20 protein-coding genes are annotated in these 23180 nt (G+C 64.1%); 7 read left to right on the top strand and 13 right to left on the bottom strand.

What is annotated here, in order from left to right; genetic code table 11:
* Positions 1-9: 9 nt before the first annotated feature.
* Complete coding sequence (locus P0D80_RS25580) at positions 10-699, top strand: TetR family transcriptional regulator (RefSeq protein ID WP_408287414.1); 690 nt, start codon at positions 10-12, stop codon at positions 697-699.
* A 102-nt stretch (positions 700-801) separates the two neighbouring features.
* Here the strand turns inward: P0D80_RS25580 and P0D80_RS25575 are convergent, their stop codons facing one another.
* The 3 genes from P0D80_RS25575 to P0D80_RS25565 all read right to left on the bottom strand — a co-directional run bounded on the left by P0D80_RS25575 (position 802) and on the right by P0D80_RS25565 (position 3975).
* Entirely contained in the window at positions 802-2001 is a 1200-nt protein-coding gene (locus P0D80_RS25575; RefSeq protein WP_132374199.1) for a tetratricopeptide repeat protein, read from the bottom strand.
* Between the two features lie 88 nt (positions 2002-2089).
* Positions 2090-2770 (bottom strand): PspA/IM30 family protein, encoded by a 681-nt coding sequence (locus P0D80_RS25570; RefSeq protein WP_132374200.1) that lies wholly within the window; start codon positions 2768-2770, stop codon positions 2090-2092.
* Positions 2771-3339: 569 nt separating this feature from the next.
* Positions 3340-3975 (bottom strand): hypothetical protein, encoded by a 636-nt coding sequence (locus P0D80_RS25565; RefSeq protein WP_408287405.1) that lies wholly within the window; start codon positions 3973-3975, stop codon positions 3340-3342.
* Between the two features lie 491 nt (positions 3976-4466).
* On the opposite strand from P0D80_RS25565, the gene P0D80_RS25560 reads away from it, so the two are divergent.
* The 3 genes from P0D80_RS25560 (at position 4467) to P0D80_RS25550 (ending at position 8589) form a co-directional block, all read left to right on the top strand.
* Complete coding sequence (locus P0D80_RS25560) at positions 4467-6968, top strand: penicillin-binding protein 1A (RefSeq protein WP_408287402.1); 2502 nt, start codon at positions 4467-4469, stop codon at positions 6966-6968.
* Between the two features lie 403 nt (positions 6969-7371).
* The gene (locus P0D80_RS25555) at positions 7372-8250 is read left to right on the top strand and encodes a lipid A biosynthesis lauroyl acyltransferase (RefSeq protein ID WP_459252072.1); all 879 of its coding nucleotides are present in this window, start codon (positions 7372-7374) and stop codon (positions 8248-8250) included.
* Between the two features lie 57 nt (positions 8251-8307).
* Positions 8308-8589 carry a hypothetical protein gene (locus tag P0D80_RS25550; protein WP_408287399.1) on the top strand — a complete coding sequence of 94 codons (282 nt, stop codon included), beginning with the start codon at positions 8308-8310 and terminating at the stop codon, positions 8587-8589.
* 22 nt (positions 8590-8611) lie between these two features.
* Here the strand turns inward: P0D80_RS25550 and P0D80_RS25545 are convergent, their stop codons facing one another.
* Genes P0D80_RS25545 through P0D80_RS25535 form a run of 3 tightly spaced genes read right to left on the bottom strand, consistent with a single transcriptional unit; the run spans position 8612 to position 14399 of the window.
* Complete coding sequence (locus P0D80_RS25545; RefSeq protein ID WP_408287396.1) at positions 8612-10111, bottom strand: efflux transporter outer membrane subunit; 1500 nt, start codon at positions 10109-10111, stop codon at positions 8612-8614.
* Between the two features lie 2 nt (positions 10112-10113).
* Complete coding sequence (locus P0D80_RS25540) at positions 10114-13251, bottom strand: efflux RND transporter permease subunit (protein ID WP_408287393.1); 3138 nt, start codon at positions 13249-13251, stop codon at positions 10114-10116.
* On the bottom strand, positions 13248-14399 hold the full coding sequence (locus P0D80_RS25535) for an efflux RND transporter periplasmic adaptor subunit (RefSeq protein ID WP_408287390.1): 1152 nt from the start codon (positions 14397-14399) through the stop codon (positions 13248-13250). Before P0D80_RS25535 ends, P0D80_RS25540 begins: the two co-directional genes overlap by 4 nt.
* A 218-nt stretch (positions 14400-14617) precedes the next feature.
* On the opposite strand from P0D80_RS25535, the gene P0D80_RS25530 reads away from it, so the two are divergent.
* Complete coding sequence (locus P0D80_RS25530; protein ID WP_132374208.1) at positions 14618-15235, top strand: TetR/AcrR family transcriptional regulator; 618 nt, start codon at positions 14618-14620, stop codon at positions 15233-15235.
* 18 nt (positions 15236-15253) lie between these two features.
* On the opposite strand, the gene P0D80_RS25525 is transcribed toward P0D80_RS25530, so the two are convergent.
* Complete coding sequence (locus P0D80_RS25525) at positions 15254-15466, bottom strand: hypothetical protein (RefSeq protein ID WP_408287387.1); 213 nt, start codon at positions 15464-15466, stop codon at positions 15254-15256.
* Between the two features lie 285 nt (positions 15467-15751).
* Here P0D80_RS25525 and P0D80_RS25520 point away from each other — a divergent pair, with 285 nt between their 5' ends.
* Both P0D80_RS25520 and P0D80_RS25515 read left to right on the top strand, forming a co-directional pair.
* A complete protein-coding gene (locus P0D80_RS25520) occupies positions 15752-16810 on the top strand; it encodes a LysR family transcriptional regulator (RefSeq protein ID WP_408287384.1) in 1059 nt (352 codons plus the stop codon).
* Positions 16811-16956: 146 nt separating this feature from the next.
* Positions 16957-17406 (top strand): GNAT family N-acetyltransferase, encoded by a 450-nt coding sequence (locus tag P0D80_RS25515; protein WP_408287381.1) that lies wholly within the window; start codon positions 16957-16959, stop codon positions 17404-17406.
* Between the two features lie 48 nt (positions 17407-17454).
* Here P0D80_RS25515 and P0D80_RS25510 read toward each other — a convergent pair whose 3' ends face one another.
* The 6 genes from P0D80_RS25510 to P0D80_RS25485 all read right to left on the bottom strand — a co-directional run bounded on the left by P0D80_RS25510 (position 17455) and on the right by P0D80_RS25485 (position 23052).
* Positions 17455-17844, bottom strand: coding sequence for a cupin domain-containing protein (locus P0D80_RS25510; protein ID WP_132374212.1), 390 nt, complete (start codon positions 17842-17844; stop codon positions 17455-17457).
* A gap of 115 nt (positions 17845-17959) precedes the next feature.
* Positions 17960-18859, bottom strand: a complete 900-nt coding sequence (locus P0D80_RS25505) for an AraC family transcriptional regulator (protein WP_207915626.1) — start codon at positions 18857-18859, stop codon at positions 17960-17962.
* A complete protein-coding gene (locus P0D80_RS25500) occupies positions 18856-19086 on the bottom strand; it encodes a DUF2795 domain-containing protein (RefSeq protein ID WP_408287377.1) in 231 nt (76 codons plus the stop codon). Before P0D80_RS25500 ends, P0D80_RS25505 begins: the two co-directional genes overlap by 4 nt.
* A gap of 196 nt (positions 19087-19282) precedes the next feature.
* Positions 19283-19537, bottom strand: a complete 255-nt coding sequence (locus P0D80_RS25495) for a hypothetical protein (RefSeq protein ID WP_132374214.1) — start codon at positions 19535-19537, stop codon at positions 19283-19285.
* A gap of 279 nt (positions 19538-19816) precedes the next feature.
* Complete coding sequence (locus tag P0D80_RS25490) at positions 19817-21154, bottom strand: C45 family autoproteolytic acyltransferase/hydrolase (protein WP_408287373.1); 1338 nt, start codon at positions 21152-21154, stop codon at positions 19817-19819.
* A 164-nt stretch (positions 21155-21318) separates the two neighbouring features.
* Entirely contained in the window at positions 21319-23052 is a 1734-nt protein-coding gene (locus P0D80_RS25485; protein WP_408176194.1) for a ClcB-like voltage-gated chloride channel protein, read from the bottom strand.
* Positions 23053-23180: the final 128 nt, after the last annotated feature.

The raw sequence follows: 23180 nt of genomic DNA, 5'->3' as shown, positions 1-23180 counted from the left end.
TGAAAACACATGACATCCGTACCGGAAGCGGCAGCCGCCGCGGAGCACGGCGCTGCCGCGGGCCAGGAATTGCCGGCCGGCAAGCGCAAACTGATCGAAGCCGCGTTGCGTCTGACCGCGGGCGGCCGCAGTTTCACGAGCCTGGGTTTGCGCGAACTGGCGCGCGAGGCCGGGCTCAATCCCAATACGTTCTATCGTCATTTCGACACGCTCGACGATCTGGCGCGCGAAGCCGTCGAATCCGTGAGCCGCCGTTTGCGGCCGATGCTGCGGCGTGAGCGCTGGCTCGCCGCGCACGACGAACCGCATAGCGTGCCGCGTCGCGCCTGCGTCGCGTTCTTTGCGTTCGCGCTGGAAAACCGCGAGGCGTTTCTGAGCGCGCTGGCCGAATATCATGGTACATCGCGGGCATTGCGCGAGGCGGTGCGCGCGAACCTGCACGAGGTGTCAGCGGAAATGGCCGACGACGTGGTGCAACTGGAGTTGATGCCGACGCTTACGCGTGAAACCGTCGACGAAGTCTGCACGCAGATCGTGCTGCAACTCTTTCATTTGTCGGCTGACTATATCGACGCGGACGACGCGCGCCGCGATGCGCTGATCGCGTATGCGGAGCGCTTCATCGTCAGGCTGTTCGCGGGGGCGGTGTTGATGGCGCAGCATGAGCCGGAAAGGGCGTTGGCGCCGATACAGGCGTGAAGCCATAAAACGAATCGCCATAACGAAACAGGCTCGGTAATGGAGCCTGTTTTCGTGACGCATGCTTGTCCGGCTGATTCAATTTCAGCCGCGCAGCGAAGCTCAGGTGTTGTCGTTCCAACTGCCGGAGTCGTCGCTGCTGCCCAGGTCGACACCGCCGCCGTTGTCGTTCCAGTCGTTCGAACCCTGGCCGAAGTCGAGGCCGCCGCCATTGCCGCCATCGTTGCCACGGCGGCGCGCTTCGTCGTCGACGACCACGTCGCGCTCCACCACGCGCTCACGCCCGGAGTTCAGCGCTTCGCCGAGCAGCACACCGGTCAGCAGACCACCCATGCCGCCGCCGAAACCACCGCCGCCTTGCTGCACGATAACCGGCGGCTGTTGCTGATACGGTCCTTGCTGCGGATAGGGCGCTTGCGGCGGATTGCCGAAACGTTCGGCTTCCTGCGCATACGGCGACTGCTGCTGCGAGCTGGCGGCCGGCGCGGCATACGGATCGGGCCGGCCTTCGAGGCGCGCGCGCATGCTGCCGAGGCGTTGCTCGAGTTCGTCGAGCTGATACGGCGGCAGCGGATTCTTGCTGCCCGACAGTGTTTCGACGAGGCCGCGCAACTGGTCTTCAGTCGCTTCGACTTCCTTCTCCAGCGCCTCATGACCTTGCACGGTGGAGAGCTTCACATCGAGCTTCAGCGAACGGACGGTATTGAGCATCTCCGTGGCGCGCTTGAGTTGCACGCGACGCTCGTCGTCGGCGCGCGTATCGCCTTGCGTGCGGGCGCGGCGCAAGGTCCAGCGCAGCACCAGAGCGATCACGCCGACGAGGACGAGAATGCCGATCCACATACCCATGCCCGGACCATGCCGTTGCGGCGCTTGCGGGACCATCGCCGACTGTTGCTGCACAGACGGCGCCGTCTGCTGCTGCGCGAACGGGTTGGGCGCGCGGCTGGTCGTGTTGCCACCCGCGGCGCCTGCGCGTTCCGCGTCCTTGCGAATACGCGCTTCGGTTTGCGCGAAGCGGGTCGGGTCCGTGAAGCGGATTTGCGGGTCGAGTGTCTTGGCCTGCTGGACCTGGGCGAGCGCGTCGGCGGAACGGCCTTCGCGATCGAGCACCTGGGCGTACAGATAGTGGGCGCGCGCATTGTTCGGATGCGCCTGCAGCACTTCGCTCAGACCGGCGTCGGCCTGTTGCCAGTTGCCTTGCGACATGGCCGATTCGATCTGCTGAACGGTGGGCACAGCGAACGCCGCGGCCGACACGAACAGCAGTGAGGCAAACGCGGTTGCGAGAAATTTTTTCATTTACGGACCGGGCGCATTGCGCCCGTCTCCTTCAGTCGATTCCGGCGGCTCACACGAAGGCCGCCGGTATGTACTGCTGCCGACGCAATTACTGGGCCGGCGTATTGATCTGCTTCTTCAATGCTTCGAGACGATCTTCGACGGACGGACCGCGGTTCAGATCCGCGAGCTTGTCCTCGAGCGCCTTGCCGCTCTTCACGTCAGCCGAATTCAGGCGTGCGTCCGAACGGGCATTCGACAACGCGACCTTGTCTTCGAGCTTCTGGAAATCTTCGGACAGATTCTTGCCGCCGATGCCGCCCAATGCCGTGGCTGCCACGTCTTTCGCCTGCGCGATCTGCTGCTTGGCTTGCAGAATGTTCGAGCGTGCGTTCAGGTCGTTGCGACGCGTGCGCATGTCTTCGATCTGACTCTTGAGCTGCGCCACCGACGGCTCCAGCGTTGTCAGTTCCTTCGCGAGCGCATCGCGTTCGGCTTCGGCCGTGGCTTGCGCGCCGAGGGCTTCGCGGGCGAGCGCTTCGTCGCCGGATTGCAGCGCGCGTTTCGCGCCGTCTTCGTATTTCTTCGCCTTGTCCGCGGCAACATCGCGCTTGCTTTGCTGCGTGGCCACTTGCGCCTGGATCTCGATCAGCGAGTTCTCGGCTTTGGCGATGCTCTCGTCGAGTTCGCGCACGATCTGGCGCGAGTCGCGCGACGGATCCTGCACGGAATCGGCTGCGTCGTTCAGGAGACCTTTAAGCGTGCGCGAAATGCTGTCAAAAAGCGACATGAAAACCTCCAAAGAATGTAAACGGCGCTGAATAATCCCGCGCGCTTAACTGCATTCAACTGCTACTTTACGCCGCTGCGCGCGAAGCTGCGCAACGTTCGGACCGGAGTTCGGGGCGTGCGCGCCGATTGCAATAGCGGCGACGTAAATTGTTCGATTCGAATATCGAGTGACAAACAGCTCAAAGGTTAAATCGCGCGGCGCGTCATTCAGTCGCTCGCGGATATTACACCACGCGCTCTCTTAAAACCGACTTAAAGGGCGCGATGACAAATTGGCCAACTTTGCGCGCGGCAAGTGTCGCTGGCGTGAATGGACGCGGTGCGTGTGCGCCGTGTTTGCGTCCGTTGTCGCCGCAAGCGAGTCGGGCTGAATACGTCCAGCAGCCATGCATTCAACGACACTAAAGACGCCTATGCCGACGGTATTTTCAATGCGCAACAGCCGCTGCCAATCGCTCAGTGAATGCCAAGCTTGCAATGTCGAAAGCTCGCGCATTTTGAATGACGCCGATGTAACGATATGCAACGCGTCGCCACACGTCGTGCGATATGCGGCGCACGTGCCCACTACGCGAAACGGCCGCCTTTTGTACTGGGATCGCCGAGCGGATCGTCGTCGTCGCGTGGGGTGTCGAGGCGCGGGCGTTTGAGCACGCCGCGCAATTGCGCTTCCGGATCGGTTTGCTGGGGCGTGGATCCTTCCGCCGAAGCTGCTTCGGCCGCTGCCATGCGCGCGACGGCTTCGGCGGTTGCCGCGGCTTCCTCGTCGATGCCAGCGGCGAGGGCGGCGGCCAGACCTGCCGGCAACAACGGCGCGGGTTCAGCCTCTGCTTGCCGTGCTGGCGCACCCGGCAACACGTTCGCAGCCGGCGCCGGCGCATTGGAACCCGCCGCGTTATCCGTGGACGCCCCTGTCGCGCTGTCACCGCGCGTTTGCAAAGCCGGCGGCAATGCGGCGCGCGCATGCCGCGTGCCGCGCGCGACCCGTTGCAGCGCGGCGTCGAGCGCGTCCGGCGCGCGCGGCGCGCGCAACCGGTCGACGATGCTCGCCGCTTTCACCTGCTCGCTGGTTGCGCCGAAGCTCAACACCGCGCGGCGCATCAGCTCGCTGACGCTAATCCCCAGATTCTCGGCGGTGGAAGTGATCGCGCGTTTCTGCGCGGTTGTGACGAATACGACGATGCGTTCGCTGGGCTTGTTCATAGTCGGCTCGCATACTTGTTGGCATGGGCGGTTCAAAGCGTGCATTTGGCGGACGCCGTGGCGCGAGCGGGTGTTGGCACGCGCCGAGTCCATCATATGACGAGTTGCCCCGATGCGGAACGGGCGCGACATGAAAATCCCGTGACATCAATGAGTTGTAGCGTTTGCGGGCGGCTTGTCCACAGGCCTTTCAACATTTTCTGTGTATAACTCCGGCCACGCGGGAAAACGCTCGTAAGACGGCCTGGAACTACAGACTCCTTTCGCGCGAAGGGAATTCTTACAAAAAAACTAACTTGGACCGCGCGTGATTTCTTTTAAAATGCGCTGTTACGTTGCGCCGGGCCCGGTCCAGGCGCGCCGTGCGGCCGGCCGGGGGCAAAGGGCCGTGCGGTGGTTTGCGCCTCAGGCTACGATGCTCGATCACGATCCACGTGTGCGCCAGGAGCGCGTGCAGAAAGGCGTTCAGTCATGCGCCCACTATTCCAGTCATGCCAATCATCAAACGACCGCATTCATCCAATTCTCCGTCTGGTGAAGACCGGGATTCCTACCAACGCACTCCAGGACGCAATGCAGCTTCGCGCGACGCCGAGGCCGGCCGCCGTTCCATCGGCGCGACCATTGCCATCTGGTTCGCGAGCCTGCTTGCGACCATCGCGGTGGTGGGCGCGCTGATCGTCGGCTATGCGCTGGTGGTGATGGGGCCGCAACTGCCGTCGCTCGACGCGCTGACCGACTATCGTCCGAAGGTGCCGCTGCGGGTCTATACCGCCGACCATGTGCTGATCGGCGAATTCGGCGAGGAGCGGCGCAGTCTCGTGCGCTTCCAGGACATCCCCGATCAGATGAAAAAAGCGGTGCTCGCGATCGAAGACTATCGCTTCTACGAGCACGGCGGCGTCGACTTCCTGGGCATTTTGCGCGCCGGTTTTGCCGACCTCGCGCACGGCGGCGCGTCGCAGGGCGCGAGCACGATCACCATGCAGGTGGCGCGCAACTTCTTCCTTTCGAGCGAGAAGACCTACACGCGCAAGATCTACGAAATGCTGCTCGCGTACAAGATCGAACGCGCGCTGACCAAGGATCAGATTCTCGAGCTGTACATGAACCAGATTTATCTGGGCGAACGCGCCTACGGTTTCGCGGCGGCCGCGCGCGTGTATTTCGGCAAGGATCTGAAAGACATCACGCTGGCGGAATCGGCGATGCTGGCCGGCTTGCCGAAGGCGCCGTCCGCGTATAACCCGGTGGTCAATCCGAAGCGCGCGAAGATCCGTCAGGAGTACATTCTGCGGCGCATGCTCGAGCTGAGATACATCAGCCAGGATCAGTACGATCAGGCCGTGAAGGAAGAGATTCACACCAAGAATCCGGGCAACGAATATAGCGTGCATGCCGAGTACATCGCCGAAATGGTCCGGCAGATGATGTACGCGCAGTACAAGGACGAAACCTATACGCGCGGCCTGAACGTCACCACCACGATCGACTCCGCCGATCAGGACGCCGCCTATCGCGCGGTGCGCAAGGGCGTGATGGATTACGAGCGGCGCCACGGCTATCGCGGGCCGGAAGGTTTCGTGCAACTGCCCGCGCCGGGCGACGACCGCGATCAGACCATCGACGACGCGCTCACCGATCACCCCGACAACGGCGAGATCATCGCCGCCGTGGTGACGGACGCGAGTCCGAAGCAGGTCAGGGCGCAACTGGTGGACGGCACGCAGGTGACGATCAGCGGCGACGGTCTGCGCTTCGTGGCGGGCGGGTTGAGCGCGCGCGCCACGGCGGCCACGAAGATCAAGCCAGGCTCGATCGTGCGTCTGGTTGCCGACGACAAGGGCAACTGGCAGATCACGCAATTGCCGCAGGTGGAAGGCGCGCTGGTGTCGCTCACGCCGCAGGACGGCGCGATTCGCGCGCTGGTGGGCGGCTTCGACTTCAACAAGAACAAGTTCAACCACGTCACGCAGGCGTGGCGTCAGCCGGGTTCCAGTTTCAAGCCGTTCATCTATTCGGCCGCGCTCGACAAGGGTCTCGGACCGGCCACGATCATCAACGACGCGCCGCTGTATTTCCCGTCGAGCACGCCGGGCGGCGACGCGTGGGAGCCGAAGGACGACGACCAGCCGGACGGTCCGATGCCGCTGCGTCTCGCGTTGCAGAAGTCGAAGAACCTCGTGTCGATCCGCATTCTGTCGTTCATCGGCACCAAGTACGCGCAAGACTTCGTCACGCAGCGTTTCGGTTTCGATGCCGACAAGACTCCGCCGTATCTGCCGATGGCGCTCGGTGCGGGCCTCGTCACGCCGTTGCAGTCGGCGGGTGCGTATTCGGTGTTCGCAAACGGCGGCTTCCGGATCAATCCGTATCTGATCAACGAGGTGACCGACGCGCGCGGAGAACCGCTCTCCAAAGCGCAGCCGCTGACCGCTGGACGCGATGCGCCGCGTACACTCGAACCGCGTAACGCGTACATCATGAACAGCCTGCTGCATTCGGTGGCGACGGCCGGCACGGGCGCGGGCACCAACGCGCTGCATCGTTCGGACTTGCAGGGCAAGACGGGTACGACCAACGACGCGAAGGACGGCTGGTTCGCTGGCTATCAGCAGTCGCTCGTGGCAGTGGCCTGGATGGGTTATGACCAGCCGAAGAGCCTCGGCAGCCGCGAATTCGGCGCGCAGCTGGCGTTGCCGATCTGGGTGGAATACATGCAGCGCGCGTTGCGCGGAGTGCCGCAAGGCGAACCGGCGCAGCCGGACGGCGTGACCTCGGTCGACGGCGAGCTGTTTTATACCGACATGACGCCGGGCAATGGTTTCGTGGCCAGCATCGGTCTGGATTCCGCGAATCCGACCGCTGGCGTGAGCGATGCGGTCGGCGGCGTGGGCCCGGCGGGCATGACGCCGCCGGCGGTGCCGCCGCCGAGTGTCTCGTCGAACGAGAAGAAGCAGATCATGGATCTGTTCGAATCGAACAAGCCGTGATGTTCTCCAGGGGATACCCTTGGAAAGCAACGGAGATTTGCGGGCCGTGTGAGTCTTGCGGCCCTGCCCACGCAAGGTTTTGAAAGAGCAGGAAAGCGCCGCCCGGTGCGGTTTTCGCGCCGCTTCTCGGGTCGGCCGCCCAGCAGATTGTGTGCCCGGCATGCGCGGTGTGTTCTAATCACACTGGCGGTGCTTTTATCAAGGGTCCTGAAGGACGCCTGATCCCTAACCGGTTTCGGTCTCCAGCACCACTGCATCTCGCCTCGAGCGAGACGTCCATTCTCGAACCCCCGCGCCGCGCGAGACCCGGTATGACGCGCGCGCACGTCACTTCGTCCGCTGGCAATGTTGAGGTTGCCGCGGCCGACGTGTTTGCCATCCAGCATCCACCGGGTCCCGCCTTGTGAAAAGTCGAATCCTGATCTGTCTGATGACAGGTCTGCTGCGCGCATTTGCCTTTCTGCCGTATAGCGTTGTCGCGCGAATCGGCAGCGGTATCGGCGCGTTGCTGTACCGCATTCCCAGCACGCGCCGGCGTGTCGTGCATACCAATCTGAAGCTGTGTTTCCCGGACATGAGCGACGAGGCGCGCGAACGTCTGGCGCGCGCGCACTTTTGTCACGTGATCCGCAGTTATGTCGAGCGCGGGCCGCAATGGTTCGGCAATGCGCAGGCGCTGGCACGCCTCGTCGAAGTGGAGAGCGCGATCGATCTGTCCGACATGGCGGGTCAGCCGACAATTTTCGTCGGCTTCCATTTCGTCGGTATCGAGGCGGGCTGCATGATGTACTCGACGCGGCATCCGGTCGCTTCGCTCTATACGCCGATGTCGAATCTCCTGCTCGACGCGATGGCCAAGCGGCAGCGCGGCCGTTTCGGCACGGAGATGATTCCGCGCAGCGATAGCGTGCGGCGAGCGTTGCGCGTGCTGCGCGACGGCAAGCCGGTGATGCTGGCCGCGGACATGGATTTCGGCTTGCGGGATTCGGTGTTCGTGCCGTTCTTCGGCGTGCCGGCCTGCACGCTGACCTCCGTCTCGCGGATGGCGCGCGCGGCGAATGCGCGGGTAGTGCCGTTCGTGACAGAAGTGCTGCCGGACTATCGCGGGTACAAGCTGAGCATCTTCGAAGCGCTAAGCGATTTCCCGTCCGACGACGTGGCCGTCGACGCGCGGCGCATCACCGAATTTCTCGAGACGCAGGTGCGACGGATTCCTGATCAATATTATTGGGTGCACAAGCGGTTCAAGAATCGGCCGGCGGGTGAGGCGAGTGTTTATTGATGCGGGGCGGCGCGGGCGCATGGTTGAAGCCGGCGCGGCGCCCCCCATGGAGCCGGCTTGAAAGCTTTCCATGCGATCGTCAGCTTAACGGCCCGCACCCTTGACCGGTCCACGACTTCTTCTTGCGGGGCTGATATGTGCGAGGCAGGAGGAATTAACCGGTACGGGAATAACGTTGAAGCATCTCAGTGGCTTTATCCCGAGAAAAACCGCCCTGCAGCGCCCGCTGGTTCATTCCGTACCGTCAGCACAATTCCCCGTGAGTTCAAGGTGTTAGTCAGCTTGTCAGATAGTTTTCAACAGGCTCATCAACAAAAAGTGGGGATAAGTCCGCAGTGAACTGCGCAGGAATCCAGGTTGACTATTCGGCAACGCTCGCCTTCGCCGCTGGAACCGCCGAAGCCGTCGCCGACTCAACCGGCGGATTCCCCATCGCCTGAAACAACGCCGCCGTATCCGTCAGACGCGCGCTCGTATAGCGGATCTCATCGAGCTGCGCGTTGCGCAACTGCTGCTCGCTCGAACGCGCCGACGCGACCGGCAACGCACCCAACCGATAACGCCCCGAGGTTTCGTCGAAGATGCCTTGCGCCGAGCGCGCAGCAATATTCGCGGCGTCCAGCGCCTGCGAGTCGTGTTCGAGCGCGGCGAGCGTGTCGGCGACGTTCTGGAACGCGGTCAGCACCGTCTGCTTGTACTGCGAGACCGTGGCGTCATACGTGTCGATCGCCGCGCGCCGTTGCGCGAACAGGGCGCCGCCATGAAACAGCGGCTGCGACAGCGACGCACCGATACTCCAGATGGCGCCCGCGCCCGAGAGCGCCACCGGCCAGCTAAAGCCACCCTGGCCCATCGACGCACTCAGCGACAGGCTCGGGAACATCTGCGCGGTGGCGACACCGACGTCGGCAGCCGCGGCTTTCAAGGCGGCATCGGCGGCCTGAATGTCGGGACGCGCGCGCAGCAGTTCCGACGGCACCACGACGGGCACCTGCTCAGGCACATGCAGTTGCGCGAGTTCGAGATCGTCCGGCGCCGCGTCCGGTGTCCGGCCGAGCAGCACCGCCAACGCGTGGCGCGTAGTCAGCCATTGCTGCTTCAGGCCCGGCAAGCTCGCGGACAGACTGGCCGCGCTTTGTTGCGCGTTCAACTGATCGGCATGCGAGACCGCGCCTAGCGCATAGCGCCGCTGCGTGTCGCGCGCCTGATCGTTGGCGATCATCACGAGCCGTTCGGTCGTCTCGATCTGCGCATGCAGCGCGGCACTAGTGATCGCCGCAGTCACGATATTGGCGGCCAGCGCGCGACGCGCGGCGTCGAATTGATACGCCTGAACGTTGACGCGCGCGGCGAGCGCCGCGTCGGCCAGCCGCGCCGCGCCGAACAGGTCGAACGTATAGTGCGCCTGCAATTGACCGACGAAGACGTTGTACAGAAACGTGTTCGGCCCGATCTCGGGGATCGCCAGCGCGCGATTGCGCGTCACCTGGCCGCCGGCGTCGATGGTCGGCAACATCGAGCTGCCGATCTGCGCGCGCAACTGCTCACGCGCGGCGGCGAGGCTCTTGTCCGTCGCCGCGAGCGTCGGACTATTGCGCAAGCCTTCATCGACGAGCGCGTTCAGCGCGTCCGATCGATACAGCTTCCACCATTCGGGCACCGGCTTCGCGCCGAGCACGAACTGTTGCGTGATGCCTTGTGCGGGCACGGTTTGCGTCGGTTGATCCTGAGCGCCATAGTGCGCGGGTTGCGGCATCGCGGGCGGCTCGCCGCTCGGTCCGAACGAACAAGCGGCAAGCGCGCATGCCATGCCGGTGAGCGCGGCGATGCGCGGGTATCGGGAGAGTGCGAAGGTGGCCATGCTCAATTCCCCGTATGCGTCGCGCCGGACGCGGACGGTGTCTGCGGCTCGCGTTCATCGACACGCACGCGGAACGACGCGGCGTACAGTGCGGGCAGATAGAACAGTGTGAGGATCGTGGCGCTCGTAATGCCGCCCATCAGCGCGGTGGCCATCGGCCCGAAAAAGTTCGAGCGCAACAGCGGAATCAGCGCGAGCACGGCGGCCGCCGCGGTCAGCGTGATGGGCCGGAACCGCCGCACGGTCGCGCCGACGATCGCATCGAAGCGCTTATGCCCCGCGGCAATGTCCTGCTCGATCTGATCGACCAGAATCACCGAGTTGCGCATGATGATGCCGAACATCGCGATCACGCCGAGCATCGCGACAAAGCCGAACGGCTGGCCGAACAGCAGCAGCGTGAGCACCACGCCGATCAGCCCGAGCGGCGCGGTCAGCACGACCATCAGCACGCGCGCGAAGCTTTGTAACTGGACCATCAACAGCGTGAGCACGGCGATGATCATGATCGGCATCTGCGCATTGATCGACGTCTGGCCTTTGCCGCTTTCCTCGACCGAGCCGCCGATTTCGATCCGGTAGCCGACCGGCAGAGTAGCGCGAATCTGGCTCAGCGCTTTGTCCACCGCATGCGTGACGTCGATGCCTTGCGCGCCGGGCGCGACGTCGGACTGCACGGTGATGGTCGGCTGACGGTCGCGTTCCCAGATCACGCCGTATTCGAGGTCGTTGCGCAAATGGCCGAGCGTACCGAGCGGCACGGGACCGTTCGGCGTGGGCATGGCCAGCGTGACGAACTGCGCGGGGTCGACGCGTTCGGCCTTCGGCGCGCGCAGATCGACGCTGATCAGTTTGTCGCGTTCGCGGTACTGCGTGACCGTGTAGCCGGAGAGCGTCATCGCAAGGAAGCTCGAAATGTCGTCGGAGCTCACGCCGAGTTCGCGCGCTTTTTTCTGATCGACTTCGAAACGCACCGAGCGCTCGGCGGGTTCGTCCCAATCGAACTGGACGTTGCTGGTGCCGCGGTCCGCACGCATGGTCGCGGCTACGCGATCGGCGATCGACCGCACGGTCGCGATATCGTCGCCGCTCACGCGGAACTGCACCGGATAGCCAACCGGCGGCCCGTTCTCGAGGCGCGACAGACGCGTGCGAATCGCCGGGAAGTGGTTGCGCAATTCCGGTCCGAGCCATTGCGCGAGTTTTTCGCGATCCTTCACCGACTTCGCCGTGATCACGAACTGCGCGAAATTCGGCTGCGGCAATTGTTGATCGAGCGGCAGATAGAAACGCGGTGCGCCGGTGCCCACGAAGTCGACCGTATGATCGATTTCCGGACGGCCCACCAGTGCTTTTTCGAGCCGCTCGGCCTCACGCAAGGTAGCTTCGAACGACGCGCCTTCGGGCAGCCGCACATCCACCAGCAACTCGGGACGGTCCGAACTCGGGAAGAACTGCTGCGGCACCAGCGTGAAACCCGCCATGGCCAGCACGAACAGCACGACGGTGATCGCCAGCACGACGAAGCGCCGCTCGATGCACCAGCCGACCCAGCCGCGCAGGCGCCGGTAAAAACGCGTGTCGTAAATGTCGTGCTCGTGATCGTCGGGCAGATGCGCTTCGTGCGCCTCGCGTTTGCGCTCGGGCAGCAGGTGATAGCCGAGCAGCGGAATCAGCACCACCGCGGCGAGCCACGAGGCGATCAGCGCGATCGCCGACACTTCGAAAATCGAGCGCGTGTATTCGCCGGTGCTCGACTTGGCCAACGCGATCGGCAGAAAGCCGGAGACGGTGACGAGCGTGCCGGTCAGCATCGGAAACGCGGTGCTGGTGTACGCATAGGCCGCCGCGCGCGTGCGGTTCCAGCCTTGCTCCAGCTTCACCGACATCATCTCGACCGCGATGATCGCGTCGTCGACGAGCAGTCCCAAGGCGAGCACCAGCGTGCCGAGCGACACCTTGTGCAGGCCGATATCGAACAGATACATGCATAGCGCGGTGACGGCGAGCACCACCGGGATCGAGATCACGACCACCATGCCGGTGCGCACGCCGAGCGAAACCAGGCTCACCACCAGTACGATCGCGACCGCTTCGGCGACGGCTTCGAGAAAGTCGTCGACCGAATGCGCGACCGCGTCCGGCATGCTCGACACTTCGACCAGTTGCAAGCCGGCGGGCAGCGCACGGCGCAATTGCACCATCTGCAGATCGAGCGCCTTGCCGAGGCGGATCACGTCGCCGCCCGGCTGCATCGTCACGCCAATGCCGAGCACGGCCTTGCCGCCGGCGCGCATTTGCGTGGCGACGGGGTCGTCGTAGCCGCGTTTGATCGTGGCGATGTCGCCGAGACGGAACGAGCGGTTGTTGATGCGGATCAGCGTGTCGGCGAGCGCGTTGACGTCCTTGAACTGGCCGGTGGGGCGCACGAACACGCGGTCGTCCGTGGTGGTCAGCGTGCCGGCCTGCGACACGCTGTTCTGCGAATTGATGGCCTGGCCGAGCTGCTGCGGCGAGATCCCGAGGCGCGTGAGTTGCGTGTTGGCGATCTCGATGTAGATGTGCTGATCCGGGTCGCCGAAATAATCGACCTTGCCGACGCCCGGCACGCGCAGCAGCACCGTGCGCAACTGGTCCGCGTAGTCGTGCAGTTGCGCGGGAGAAAAGCCGTCGCCTTCGAGCGTGTAGATGTTGGTGTAGACGTCGCCGAATTCGTCGTTGAAGAACGGGCCTTGAATACCTTGCGGCAGCGTCGCCGCAATATCGCCGACTTTCTTGCGCACCTGATACCAGGTCTCGGGCACGTCCTTGACCGCCGCCGAGTCCTTCATGGAGAAGAACATCAGCGATTCGCCGGGGCGCGAGTAGCTGCGCACGAAATCGATGGCGGGCGTCTCCTGCAATTTGCGGCCGATGCGGTCCGTGACCTGTTCCTGCATCTGGCGCGCGGTGGCGCCCGGCCAGAAGGTGCGGATCACCATCACGCGGAACGTGAAGGGCGGGTCTTCGGATTGCGCGAGCCGCGTATAGGCGAGGATGCCGAAGGCGGTCGCGAGCGCGATCAGGAAAACGACCAGCGCCTGGTGGCGCAGCGCCCATGCGGACAGGTTGAAGCGTCCTTCTTCATGCGTGGTGCTCATGAAGCGAAGTCCTCGGGATGCAGCGGTGCGATCGCGCGGACTTTTTCGCCGGCGGTCACCGTATGCACGCCTTGCAGCACGACGCGTTCGCCGTCCTTGAGGCCTTGGCCGATCACGATGGTGCGTTCGTTGTAACGCGTCACGGTCACGCGGCGCAGTTCCAGCGCGTTATCCGCGGCGCGCACGATCCACACGGCGGGTTGCGTGCCGTCGTGGAACAGCGCGGTGGCGGGCACGGTGAACGAGCCGTGCTGATTAGCCGAGGCATTAGCTTGCGCGGCGAGTTCGATATCCGCGGTCATGCCGAGGCGCACGTCCGGGCCGGGATTCTCGAGCGTGAGTTTGGCGCGATAGGTGCGGCTTTGCGGGTCGGCGGCGGGCGACAGTTCGCGCACGCGCGCGCTGAACTTGCGTCCCGGCAGCGCAGCGAGCGTGACGTTGGCGGTTTGCCCGACCGAGAGCGCGGCGAGCGCGCTTTCCGGCACGTCGCACACCACGTCGATGTCGCCGCTCCACGCGAGGTTGTAGACGGCCTGGCCCGCGGAGACGTTCTGTCCGGTGTCGGCCTGTTCGGCGGTAATCACGCCGGCGTGATCGGCGGCGAGCGTGGTGTATTGCAACTGGTCTTTCGACAACGCCGCCTGCTGCGCGGCCTGATCGCGCTGCGCGACGGCGGATGCGTACGCATTGGTGGTCTGCTCGAGTTGCGCGGGCGCGATCAGGTTTTCTTTGGCCTGTGCCTGATCGCGATCGAGTTGCTGCTTCGCATACACGAGAGCATGTTGCGCGGCGGCGAGCTGCGCCTGCGCGCTCGCGGCATTCTTCTGCGCGTCCGCCGGATCGAGCCGGGCGACGATCTGTCCGTTCTTCACGACATCGCCGAGACGCACGCGACGCTCGACGATCTTGCCGCCGACGCGAAACGACAGCGGCGTCGAATAGCGCGCCTGCACCTCGCCGGGCAAGGACGCCGCCTGCGTGGCGCTGCCGTCCGCATGCACGGCGACGGCCACCACCGGACGCGGCTCGGGCGCCGCGGCTTCTTTCTTCGAACACGCGGCCAGCGTGACGACGCCGGCCAGAACCAGCACGAATGCGGCGCGGCGCAGGCGCGCGCGATGACGATACCGATGGGACTGCGGACGCATCGCGAACGATGCGGGAAGACCGGGACGCTTCACAATTACCCCAACTCGAGACAGCGAACGAACAGGGCAAGCCGCAGCGGCCCGCCAGCGAAGACGCGCTGGCCGTTCATGCAATTGGCATACGCGACTGATTCAGAATGACGATGTGCATTCTAATACACACCTGTATTTGAATGTTAGAGTGAATTGGAATTCTTTTCAGTGCTAGACTTGCGCCCATGAAACGGCAACGACTGACACGCGAGCAGAGCAAGGACCAGACGCGCGAGCGTCTGCTCGACGCTGCGCAAGCGATTTTTATGAAGAAAGGCTTTGTCGCGGCGAGTGTCGAGGACATCGCCGGGGCGGCGGGCTATACGCGTGGCGCGTTCTATTCGAACTTCCGCAGCAAGAGCGAGTTGTTTCTCGAACTACTGCGGCGCGACCACGAGATCATGCAGGCGGGGCTGCAGGCCATTTTCGCGAGCGCGGCATCGCGTGAGGAAGCGGAGGAGCGCGTGCTGCGCTACTACAGCAACCTGCATCGCGAGAACAAGTGTTTCCTGCTGTGGGTGGAGGCGAAGCTGCTCGCGGTGCGCGACGGCCGCTTCCGGATCCGCTTTAACGCATTCGTGCACGAGAAGCTCGAGCAAATGAGCGCGTATATTCGCGAGTTTTCGGCGCGAGTCGGCACGCCGATGCTGATGCCGCCGGAGACGCTGGCGATCGGCTTGATGGGGTTGTGCGACGGCGTGCAGTTTTTCTACACGGTCGACCCGCAGAACGTGCCGGCGGAGATGGCTGAAACGGTGCTGGCGGGATTTTTCGCGCGCGTGGTGTTCGGGCGCGACGCGTAAGCGCGTTGAAACGCGCGATCAGTTGGTCGGCAACTGGGTGCAGGCGTCGGCAACCGGCGTCGCGCACACGTACGAATACTGACCGCTGTAGCGCAGCACTTCTTTGCCCACGTGCAGGACCACCTTGATGTCCGGGCAGCGTTCATAAGCGATGAAGGTCGAACAGGCCGCGGCGGACCAGCAGACCAGCGAGAACGCGATTTTTTCGAAAAGCTGAAAACGGTGTGTCATAGCGATAGCGATTGATTTACTTTCGGGCGCTATGTTACCAGAATACTAGGGTTTATACCTAGTCAAAATTCGCAATAATGCTCGCAATAAAGCCCGCCATAAGTCCGCGAAGATGACGGGAACGCCTCGGAAACCTGTCCGGATTGTCATGTTCAGGTCAGGGTTGGGACATGATCGGGTCGATACAATCGGATCGTTGGGCAAACCCGCGCGCGCCTTGCCGCACGGGTCGACACAGGCGCGAGGGGTGCGCCGGCCCGGCTTTACCGAGGCAGGAGTCGTCCAATGAACCAATTGCAGTCGATGCGCGTATTCGTCAAAGTGGCCGACCTCGGCAGTTTCGTTGGCGCGGCCGGCGCGCTGGACCTTTCCACCGCGGTCGTCACACGCCATGTCGCCGATCTGGAAGCGCGCCTCGGCACGCGCCTGCTCAATCGCACCACGCGCCGCCTGTCGCTGACGGAGTCCGGCACGACGTATCTGGAGCGCGTGCGCCACATTCTCGATGACCTCGAAGGCGTGGAGCAGATGGTGGTGGCGCGCAATCACGAGCCGGTCGGCACTTTGCGCATCGTCGCGCCGGTGGTGTTCGGGCTGCACAGCCTCGCGCCCGTGGTGCAGTCTTATGCCGCGCGTTACCCGGATGTCGTGCCCGATGTCACGCTCGCGGATCGCCATGTCGATCTGGTGGAAGAAGGCTTCGACGTCGGCATTCTGGTGGCGCGGCACATGCGCAGCGCGAGCATCGTCACACGGCGGTTGACCACCGGTTACTTGACGGTTTGCGCGACGCCTGCCTACCTGGCGCAGCACGGCACGCCGACCCGGCCCGAGCATCTGCTCTCGCATCCGTGCCTGAGCCGGCCGGCCGAACAGGGCGGCGAGGAGCGTGTGTTCACCGGACCGAACGGCGAAGTCCGCGTGCGCCCCACGAATGCGATCGTCGCGAACAATACCGAGATGCTCAGGCAGTTCGCGCTGCTGGGCATGGGCGTGGCGATCCTGCCGAGCTATCTGATCGGCCGTGACCTGGCGTCCGGGCGACTCGTGCCGCTGCTGCGCGACTACCGTTTGCCGCAGATCGAAATCACGATCGCCTATCCGAGCCGCCTGCATTTGCCGGCGAAGGTGCGCACTTTCATCGATCACCTCGTCGAGTATTTCCAGCAGCCGGGCCGGCAGGCGCGCGATCCGCGCACCGTGGCGCCGGCGCGTTCCGTGACCGAGTCGGCAAAGGTTGTTGCGGACATGGACGACTTGTCGCTGCCGGAATTGGCCGCCGACGCTGCGCGTCCTTCGCACAAGTCCGCGCGCTCGCGGATCGCGGCGTCGTCGCCGTTTTGATTTGGCGCGCGAGGGGCGTTGGCGAGTGAGGTGCGGCGTTAGGGTTTTCGGCCGAGACGTGCGCGACTGGGTTATCTTCTTCGATTCGAGCCTCGTGCAGCCGCACGAGTTCGATAACGATAAGACTACCCAGAGAGCCGAACCGCATGAACCTGAGTTTCGCCGACACGACGTTCGCCGACATCGACACGCTCGTGCACATCCGCATCGCGGCGATGCGCGAAAGCCTGGAGCGTGTCGGCCGCTTCGATCCGGTGCGCGCTCGCGAGCGCTTCGTTGCATCGTTCGATCCGGCGTTTTGCCGGTTCATTCTGATCGACGGCGCGCAAGCCGGATTCGTGCTGTTCAGGTCCCTGGCCGATCACCTCGTGCTGGACCATCTCTACATCGTCCCCACGCAGCAAGGCAGGGGAATCGGGCAAGCGGTACTAGCCGAACTGTTCGCGCAGGCGGATTCGAAATCGCTGCCGATCAAAGTAGGCGCGCTGCGCGACAGCGACTCGAATCGTTTTTATCGCCGCCACGGCTTCGTCAAAACCGGCGAAAGCGAGTGGGACATTTATTACGTGCGCGAGCCGCGCGGACGAATCTCGTAGATGAGCCACGTGCCCGCCGACGCCGCGGCGAACTGCGAGATTGATTGCCTAAATCCACACGTCGTTCGCCGCCGTCCGTTCGCTGACTTCCTCGCCGGTATTCTTCACACCGCGCGGCTCGATCAGTAGCAGCTTCACCTCGCGTTCGGCGTACGGTTTGTGCTCGGTGCCCTTCGGCACCACGAACATTTCTCCCGCCGAAATCAGCACGAAACCATCGCGCAGGTCGATGCGCAATTGCCCGTCGAGCACGATGAAGGTTTCATCGGTATCGGCGTGCTCGTGCCAGATGAAATCCCCTTCGATTCGCACCAGCTTGAACTGATAGTCGTTCATTTCGGCGACCACGCGTGCTTGCCACTGGTCGTTGAAGAGCCGCAGTTTTTCGGCGAAGTTGATGGCCTGATACGGCCGTTGAGTGATCTGTGCGTCGGACATCGCAGTGCTCCTCCTGAGCAGTTGTGTCAGGCAGGAGCGTACGGCGCAAGCCGGAGCCGGGTCTTGAACGTTTGTGCGCGCTTGTGCGGCGCGGTACGATCCGGCGCGCCTTCGCTCAGCGCGCGCCGGGCGCCGGCGAGCCGAGCATCTTCAGCCACTGCGCCGGCGCGACGCCCCAGGCGTGCTTGAAGTGCCGCGTCATGTGGCTCTGATCGGCAAAGCCGCTTGCCGCCGAGGCGTCGGCGAGCGACACACCCTTGAGCACCAGTTGCCGCACGAGATCGAGACGCCGCATGGTCAGATAGCGATGCGGACTGGTGCCGAACAGCGCGCGAAAATCGCGCGACAGACTCCAGCGGTCGCGGCCCGCGGCGGCGGCGAGTTCGTCGAGCGTGACGGCGCGATCGAGCGACGCAAGCAGGTAGTCGCGCGCCAGGGTCGCCGCGCGGTAATCCACCGGACGCGGTGTATCCGGCGCGCCCGCGACGGTGTCGAGTGCGACGGCCAGATCGTAGAGCGCGCTGTCCTGTTCGAGCGGGTCGATGGCGCTGTCCATCGCGCGCAACAGGCTCTCGGTGGCGGCGAACAGGCGCGGATCGTTCGACAGGCCGCCTTCCAGGAACGGCAGCGGCTTGCCGCCGAGCGCCTGCTGGAACAGCGCCGGATCGACATAGATCATGCGGTAGTGAAAACCGTCGCCGGTGCCGGCCTGGCCGTCGTGCGGTTCGTCGGGATGCAGCACCATCGTGCCGCCCGGCAAGCTGTTGCGGGTGCTGCCGCGATACCGAAAGCTCTGCACCCCGGCCAGCGTGCGGCCGATCGCATAGGTATCGTGCCGGTGCATCGCGTAGCCGGCCTGATGAAAGAATGCCTCGATCCGTTCGATTCCGCTCACACCGGCAGTCTGCGGCGAGCGATAAATCCAGTCGGAACCGCGCTTCTGCCCTGACGAAAGCGAAAGCGGAAGGGACGGCGGGCGCGAACCAGTCGGCGATGAAGCCGGTTCCTCGCTCATGCACCGAGCCCCGGACCGTAATTGCCGCTGATGAGGCGCGTCACCGAATCCACGTCGGCGTAATCCTGTTCCGGCAAGCCGTCGAGCATCGACAGCACTTCGTTGCTCGCGCCGGCTTCGCGCGCGGCGTCGACCAGCGCGTCCTTGTAGGTCGGAAACTGGACTTCGCTCAGAAGGTCGGTGATCTGCAGGTCAATCGATTCGCCGGGAATAGCCGATGCGGTCATGCAAGCGCTCCTGTTGATACGGTTGGACGTGATGGGTACTGGGGACGTGAGTGTTGCCGCTGAATCAGGAGCCACAGCCTGCGCGACCCGTTACTTATCGCTTTAGAAAGTGCACAGCCGCGCTCGCCATCGTCGCCGTTTCAGGACCACGAAGTCTCACGCATACAACCAGCGCGTGCATCTGCACATGCCGGCGTCAGGTCTGCAAATGCTCGTTCTGTCCGGTAAAGCTTCGATCGAGATGCCGCGATTTGGGCAGCGCGATATGTTGCCATTGTTGCGGACGATTATCGTCCGTGGCGGCGACGTCCGGCGCCGCAGGGGCGACGGGTGCTGCGTTGGCGCGTTCGGCAAGACTATTGGCGTTCGTGCCGTCCGGCGCGGTGTGAACCGGCGCGGCAAAACACGAGGCTGACAGCGTCACCATGGTCAACAGTGTCGAGGTTTTCATCGCCCGACCTCCTAAGCTCATGCGGCGCTGACAGTTGAGCAAGCGCTGTGCCGTCCCCGCGTCGAAAGGACGGCGCATGCTACACGCGGTGTTGCCGACGTGTCGCAGTCGGCGGCTAACTCGCATCTTTCATCTTAGATGCGCAAAATCTGCAGGGCGCGCACATTTGCGGCAAAACGGTATTGTAGATTTCAGATAATGGCAGAAAGCCGGCAACAACGCAGCAGCGCCGTCGCGAACGGTCGTACTACGGCATGTTGCAGTGCGGCGGACGCCGATCTAACGCAGTATGTCGAAGCGCGTCCACGGCCACGACGGCCGGTCGCGCATATAACCGTTCAGCCAGTTCCATTGCGGATGCCGCTTCATGAACGCCTGTGCGTCGAACGGCCGCCCGCACGGATGTCCCCAGCGCGCGCTGAACGCCATCTCGCGCGCCATTTCGCTGTCGACCACTTTGCCGTCGTTGGCGCCCCACGGATTGAACGGTCCGTGATCGGTGCCGCCAAAGCGCGCGTCGTCCAGTTCCAGATGCCCGCAGATGGTGCGCGAGCAGGGGTTGTCGTTGCGGTCGAGGTAGACGTCGTGATGATCGGCGATCATCTCCTTGGCCAGTTCCACGTCGATCTTGCCGTGATGCATTTCTTCGAGCTGCATGAAGCGCAGGCGCCGCGCGCCGTTCTTGCGCACGTCCGTATAGTCCTCGCCTTCGCCGAGGCATTCCTGATTGCGGATCTTCAGGTCGGTCGCGGTGTTATAGCCGCTGTAGAAACCGTCCTTGGTGCTCTCGAATCCGGAGAAGTGCAGGCCCAGTTCATAGCGCGCGATCTCGCCGGTCTTGGCGTCGCCAAGCAGCCAGCTATTCGCATAGCCGCCGTTGTTGGCGATGGCGAACATTTCGCACCATTCGCCGATGCTGTTCGCGTACTGCGACGCGCGCCGCGAACGATAGAACTCGGGCGCGCCGGCCGTGTTGTAGCCGACGAAGTTGGAGATGGTGGTTTCCGTCACCATCAGCCCGGCGGCGGTGACCCAGAAATCGGTAAGGCTGGAAATGCAGCCGGGCAAGCCTTGCATGAGGATGCGATTGCCCTGGTCCGGCACGACGTCGAAGATCACGTTGAACGCGTCGCCGGCGGCGTAGCGGTCCCACGAGTTATGCGCCATCACGATGCGGCCGTCGCGGGTCGCGCGGCCGGTGGCGATGAACGCGCTGCAATGATGCCCGCGCCGTCCGCGCCACGGCTTCACGCCGAGGTTCGGCTGCTTCTGCGACGCGTGGGTCGGCCACCAGCTTTGCAGCAGATCCATGTAGCCGTTCCACGCCAGCACTTCGGCGAACGGCAGCTGCGCGCCGTCGGCGATGCCCTGGATTTCGTCGGCGAATTCGGTGTCGAGTTTGTTGGCGAACTGGGAGACGGCGGCGTTGACGAAGGTCTCGAAGTCTTCGCCGGTGTCCCACTTCGCGAGATAGCGGGCGGTGTGGATCGCGTTGCGGATTTCGCCGGCGAGCAACTGGCCGTGTTGCTCGCCGCGATCGTACGGCTCGCCTTCAATGTGCAGGAAAATCCAGCCCGCCTGATCACGGCGCACGGCATCGGGGGACGGTTCGCTCATCTTCGCTCCGATCGAAGGACGGGCGTCTCGGTGCGCCCGTTTTGGCGTAACGCGCGCTGTCGGCGTTCGCCGCAGCGGTCTGTCCATTGTAGAAAATTTGGCGCGCTTTGCACGCGCCCCAAAGGCGGGGCGGGCGCGGCGTGAAGGCGAATTGTGTGTGGCGCCTAACGCGTCGGATTCATGCGGAAATATGCGTCGAGCAGCGAGGTTTTATAGACTACGCCGGCGAGCGTCGGATGCGCGGCGCTTTCGATCACCGGCAGGCGTTCGCCCTGAAACGCGAGGAAGTGCTGCAACGCCACGCCGAGCGGCATGTCCGGCGTGAGCACGTCGAAATGCGGCTGTAGATAATCCGCCGCGGTCTTCGCCGACGTGTCGCTGCCGTCGAGCAGATCGGAGGTGATGTCCTTGAGCGCGACCACACCGAGAAACGCGCCGGACTCGTTGGCCACGTAGAGATATTTCACCGGATATTCGAGAAACACGCGCGTCATGTCCTGCACGGTCGCGTTGGGCGGCACGACGGTTTCGGCGGGACGGATCAGCTCGCGCATCTGCGTGGCGCGCAGGCGCGAGCGCTCCTGTTCCTCGTGATTGCGGCGCAAGGTGATTTCATACATGGAGGTCTTGCCGATCGCGCGCGAGACGAAATAGGCGACCACGCAGGAGAGCATCAGCGGCAGGACGACCTGATAGCTGAGCGTCATCTCGAAGATCATCAGGATCGCCATAAGCGGCGCCTGGGTGGCGCCTGCCAGAAACGCGCCCATGCCGACCATCGCATAGGCGAACGGCGCCGACGTGCCGTGCGGCCACAGCGCGTGCATGCCCTGGCCGAACAGCGAGCCGACCACCGCGCCGACGAACAGCGTCGGCGTGAACACCCCGCCGACCGCGCCGGAGCCCGCCGTGGCCGCCGTGGCGACGAGCTTGAACACCAGCACGAGGACGAGCGCGGTCCACGTCCACGGCGAATGCAGAACCGAGTTGACGACGCTGTAGCCGTTGCCCCACACCTCGGGTGTCCAGACCGACAGAATGCCGACCACGAGACCGCCGAGCGCGAGCCTCACGGGCAGCGGCACCGGCAGCTTGCGAAAGCTTTTCTTCGACACGTCGAGCAGCCGCAGAAACTGCGGAGCCGCCGCGCCGCACAGCACGCCGAGCGCGACGAACAGCAGCACTTCGACGCCGGCCACCGGCGGAAACACCGGCATTTCGTACGGCGGTTTGTAGCCAGCGAATTCACGCATCGTGATGTTGGCGACCACCGCCGAGACCACCACGGGCCCGAAGCTTTCCATTGCGATCGAGCCGAGCACGATCTCGGTGACGAAAAACGCGCCCGCGATCGGCGCGCTGTACGCGGAAGTGATCCCGGCCGCCGCGCCGCACGCCACCAGCAAACGCAGCCGCGACGGATCGAAATGCACCCAGCGTCCGATCAGCGACGCGGCGAGCGCCGCCAGTTGCACCATCGGACCTTCACGGCCGATCGACCCGCCGCTCGAGATGGTGAACAGCGACGACACGCTGCGCCACAAGCTCAGCTTCACCGGCACCACGCCGTCGCCAATCGCGACCGCTTCCATGTAGTCGACGTGATTGCATTTGTCCGCGTGACGCTGCGCGATCAGCAGAAAGAAGCCGGCGATCAGGCCGCCCGCCGCGGGCAGCCAGATCCGCACGGTCCACGGCAAACCGCGCGCCATTTCGACGAAGCTGCCGGACTTGCCGACCACCGCGAATTGCAAGAGCGCAATGCCCTCGCGAAAGGCGATCGTCGCGAAGGCGCCCGCGACGCCGACCACGACCGACCAGATCAGCATCGTGTGGGCTTCGGACAGACGGAACAGATCTTGGGCGCGGGTGCGCAGCTTCAGCAGGAATGAAAGCACGTCGTCGGTACGGGGCGTGAAAGCGGGTGGATAAGCGCGCACGGCAACAGCATCGCGCCCGCTTTGGCGGGGGGGGCGAGACGGTGAGTGAGCGAGGGAAGAAGGCGTGGCTCAAGTCGCCGCCTTGT

Source organism: Paraburkholderia sp. RL17-373-BIF-A, assembly GCF_046030175.1.
Lineage (GTDB): Bacteria > Pseudomonadota > Gammaproteobacteria > Burkholderiales > Burkholderiaceae > Paraburkholderia.
This window is presented reverse-complemented; position numbering and strand designations above follow the sequence as displayed.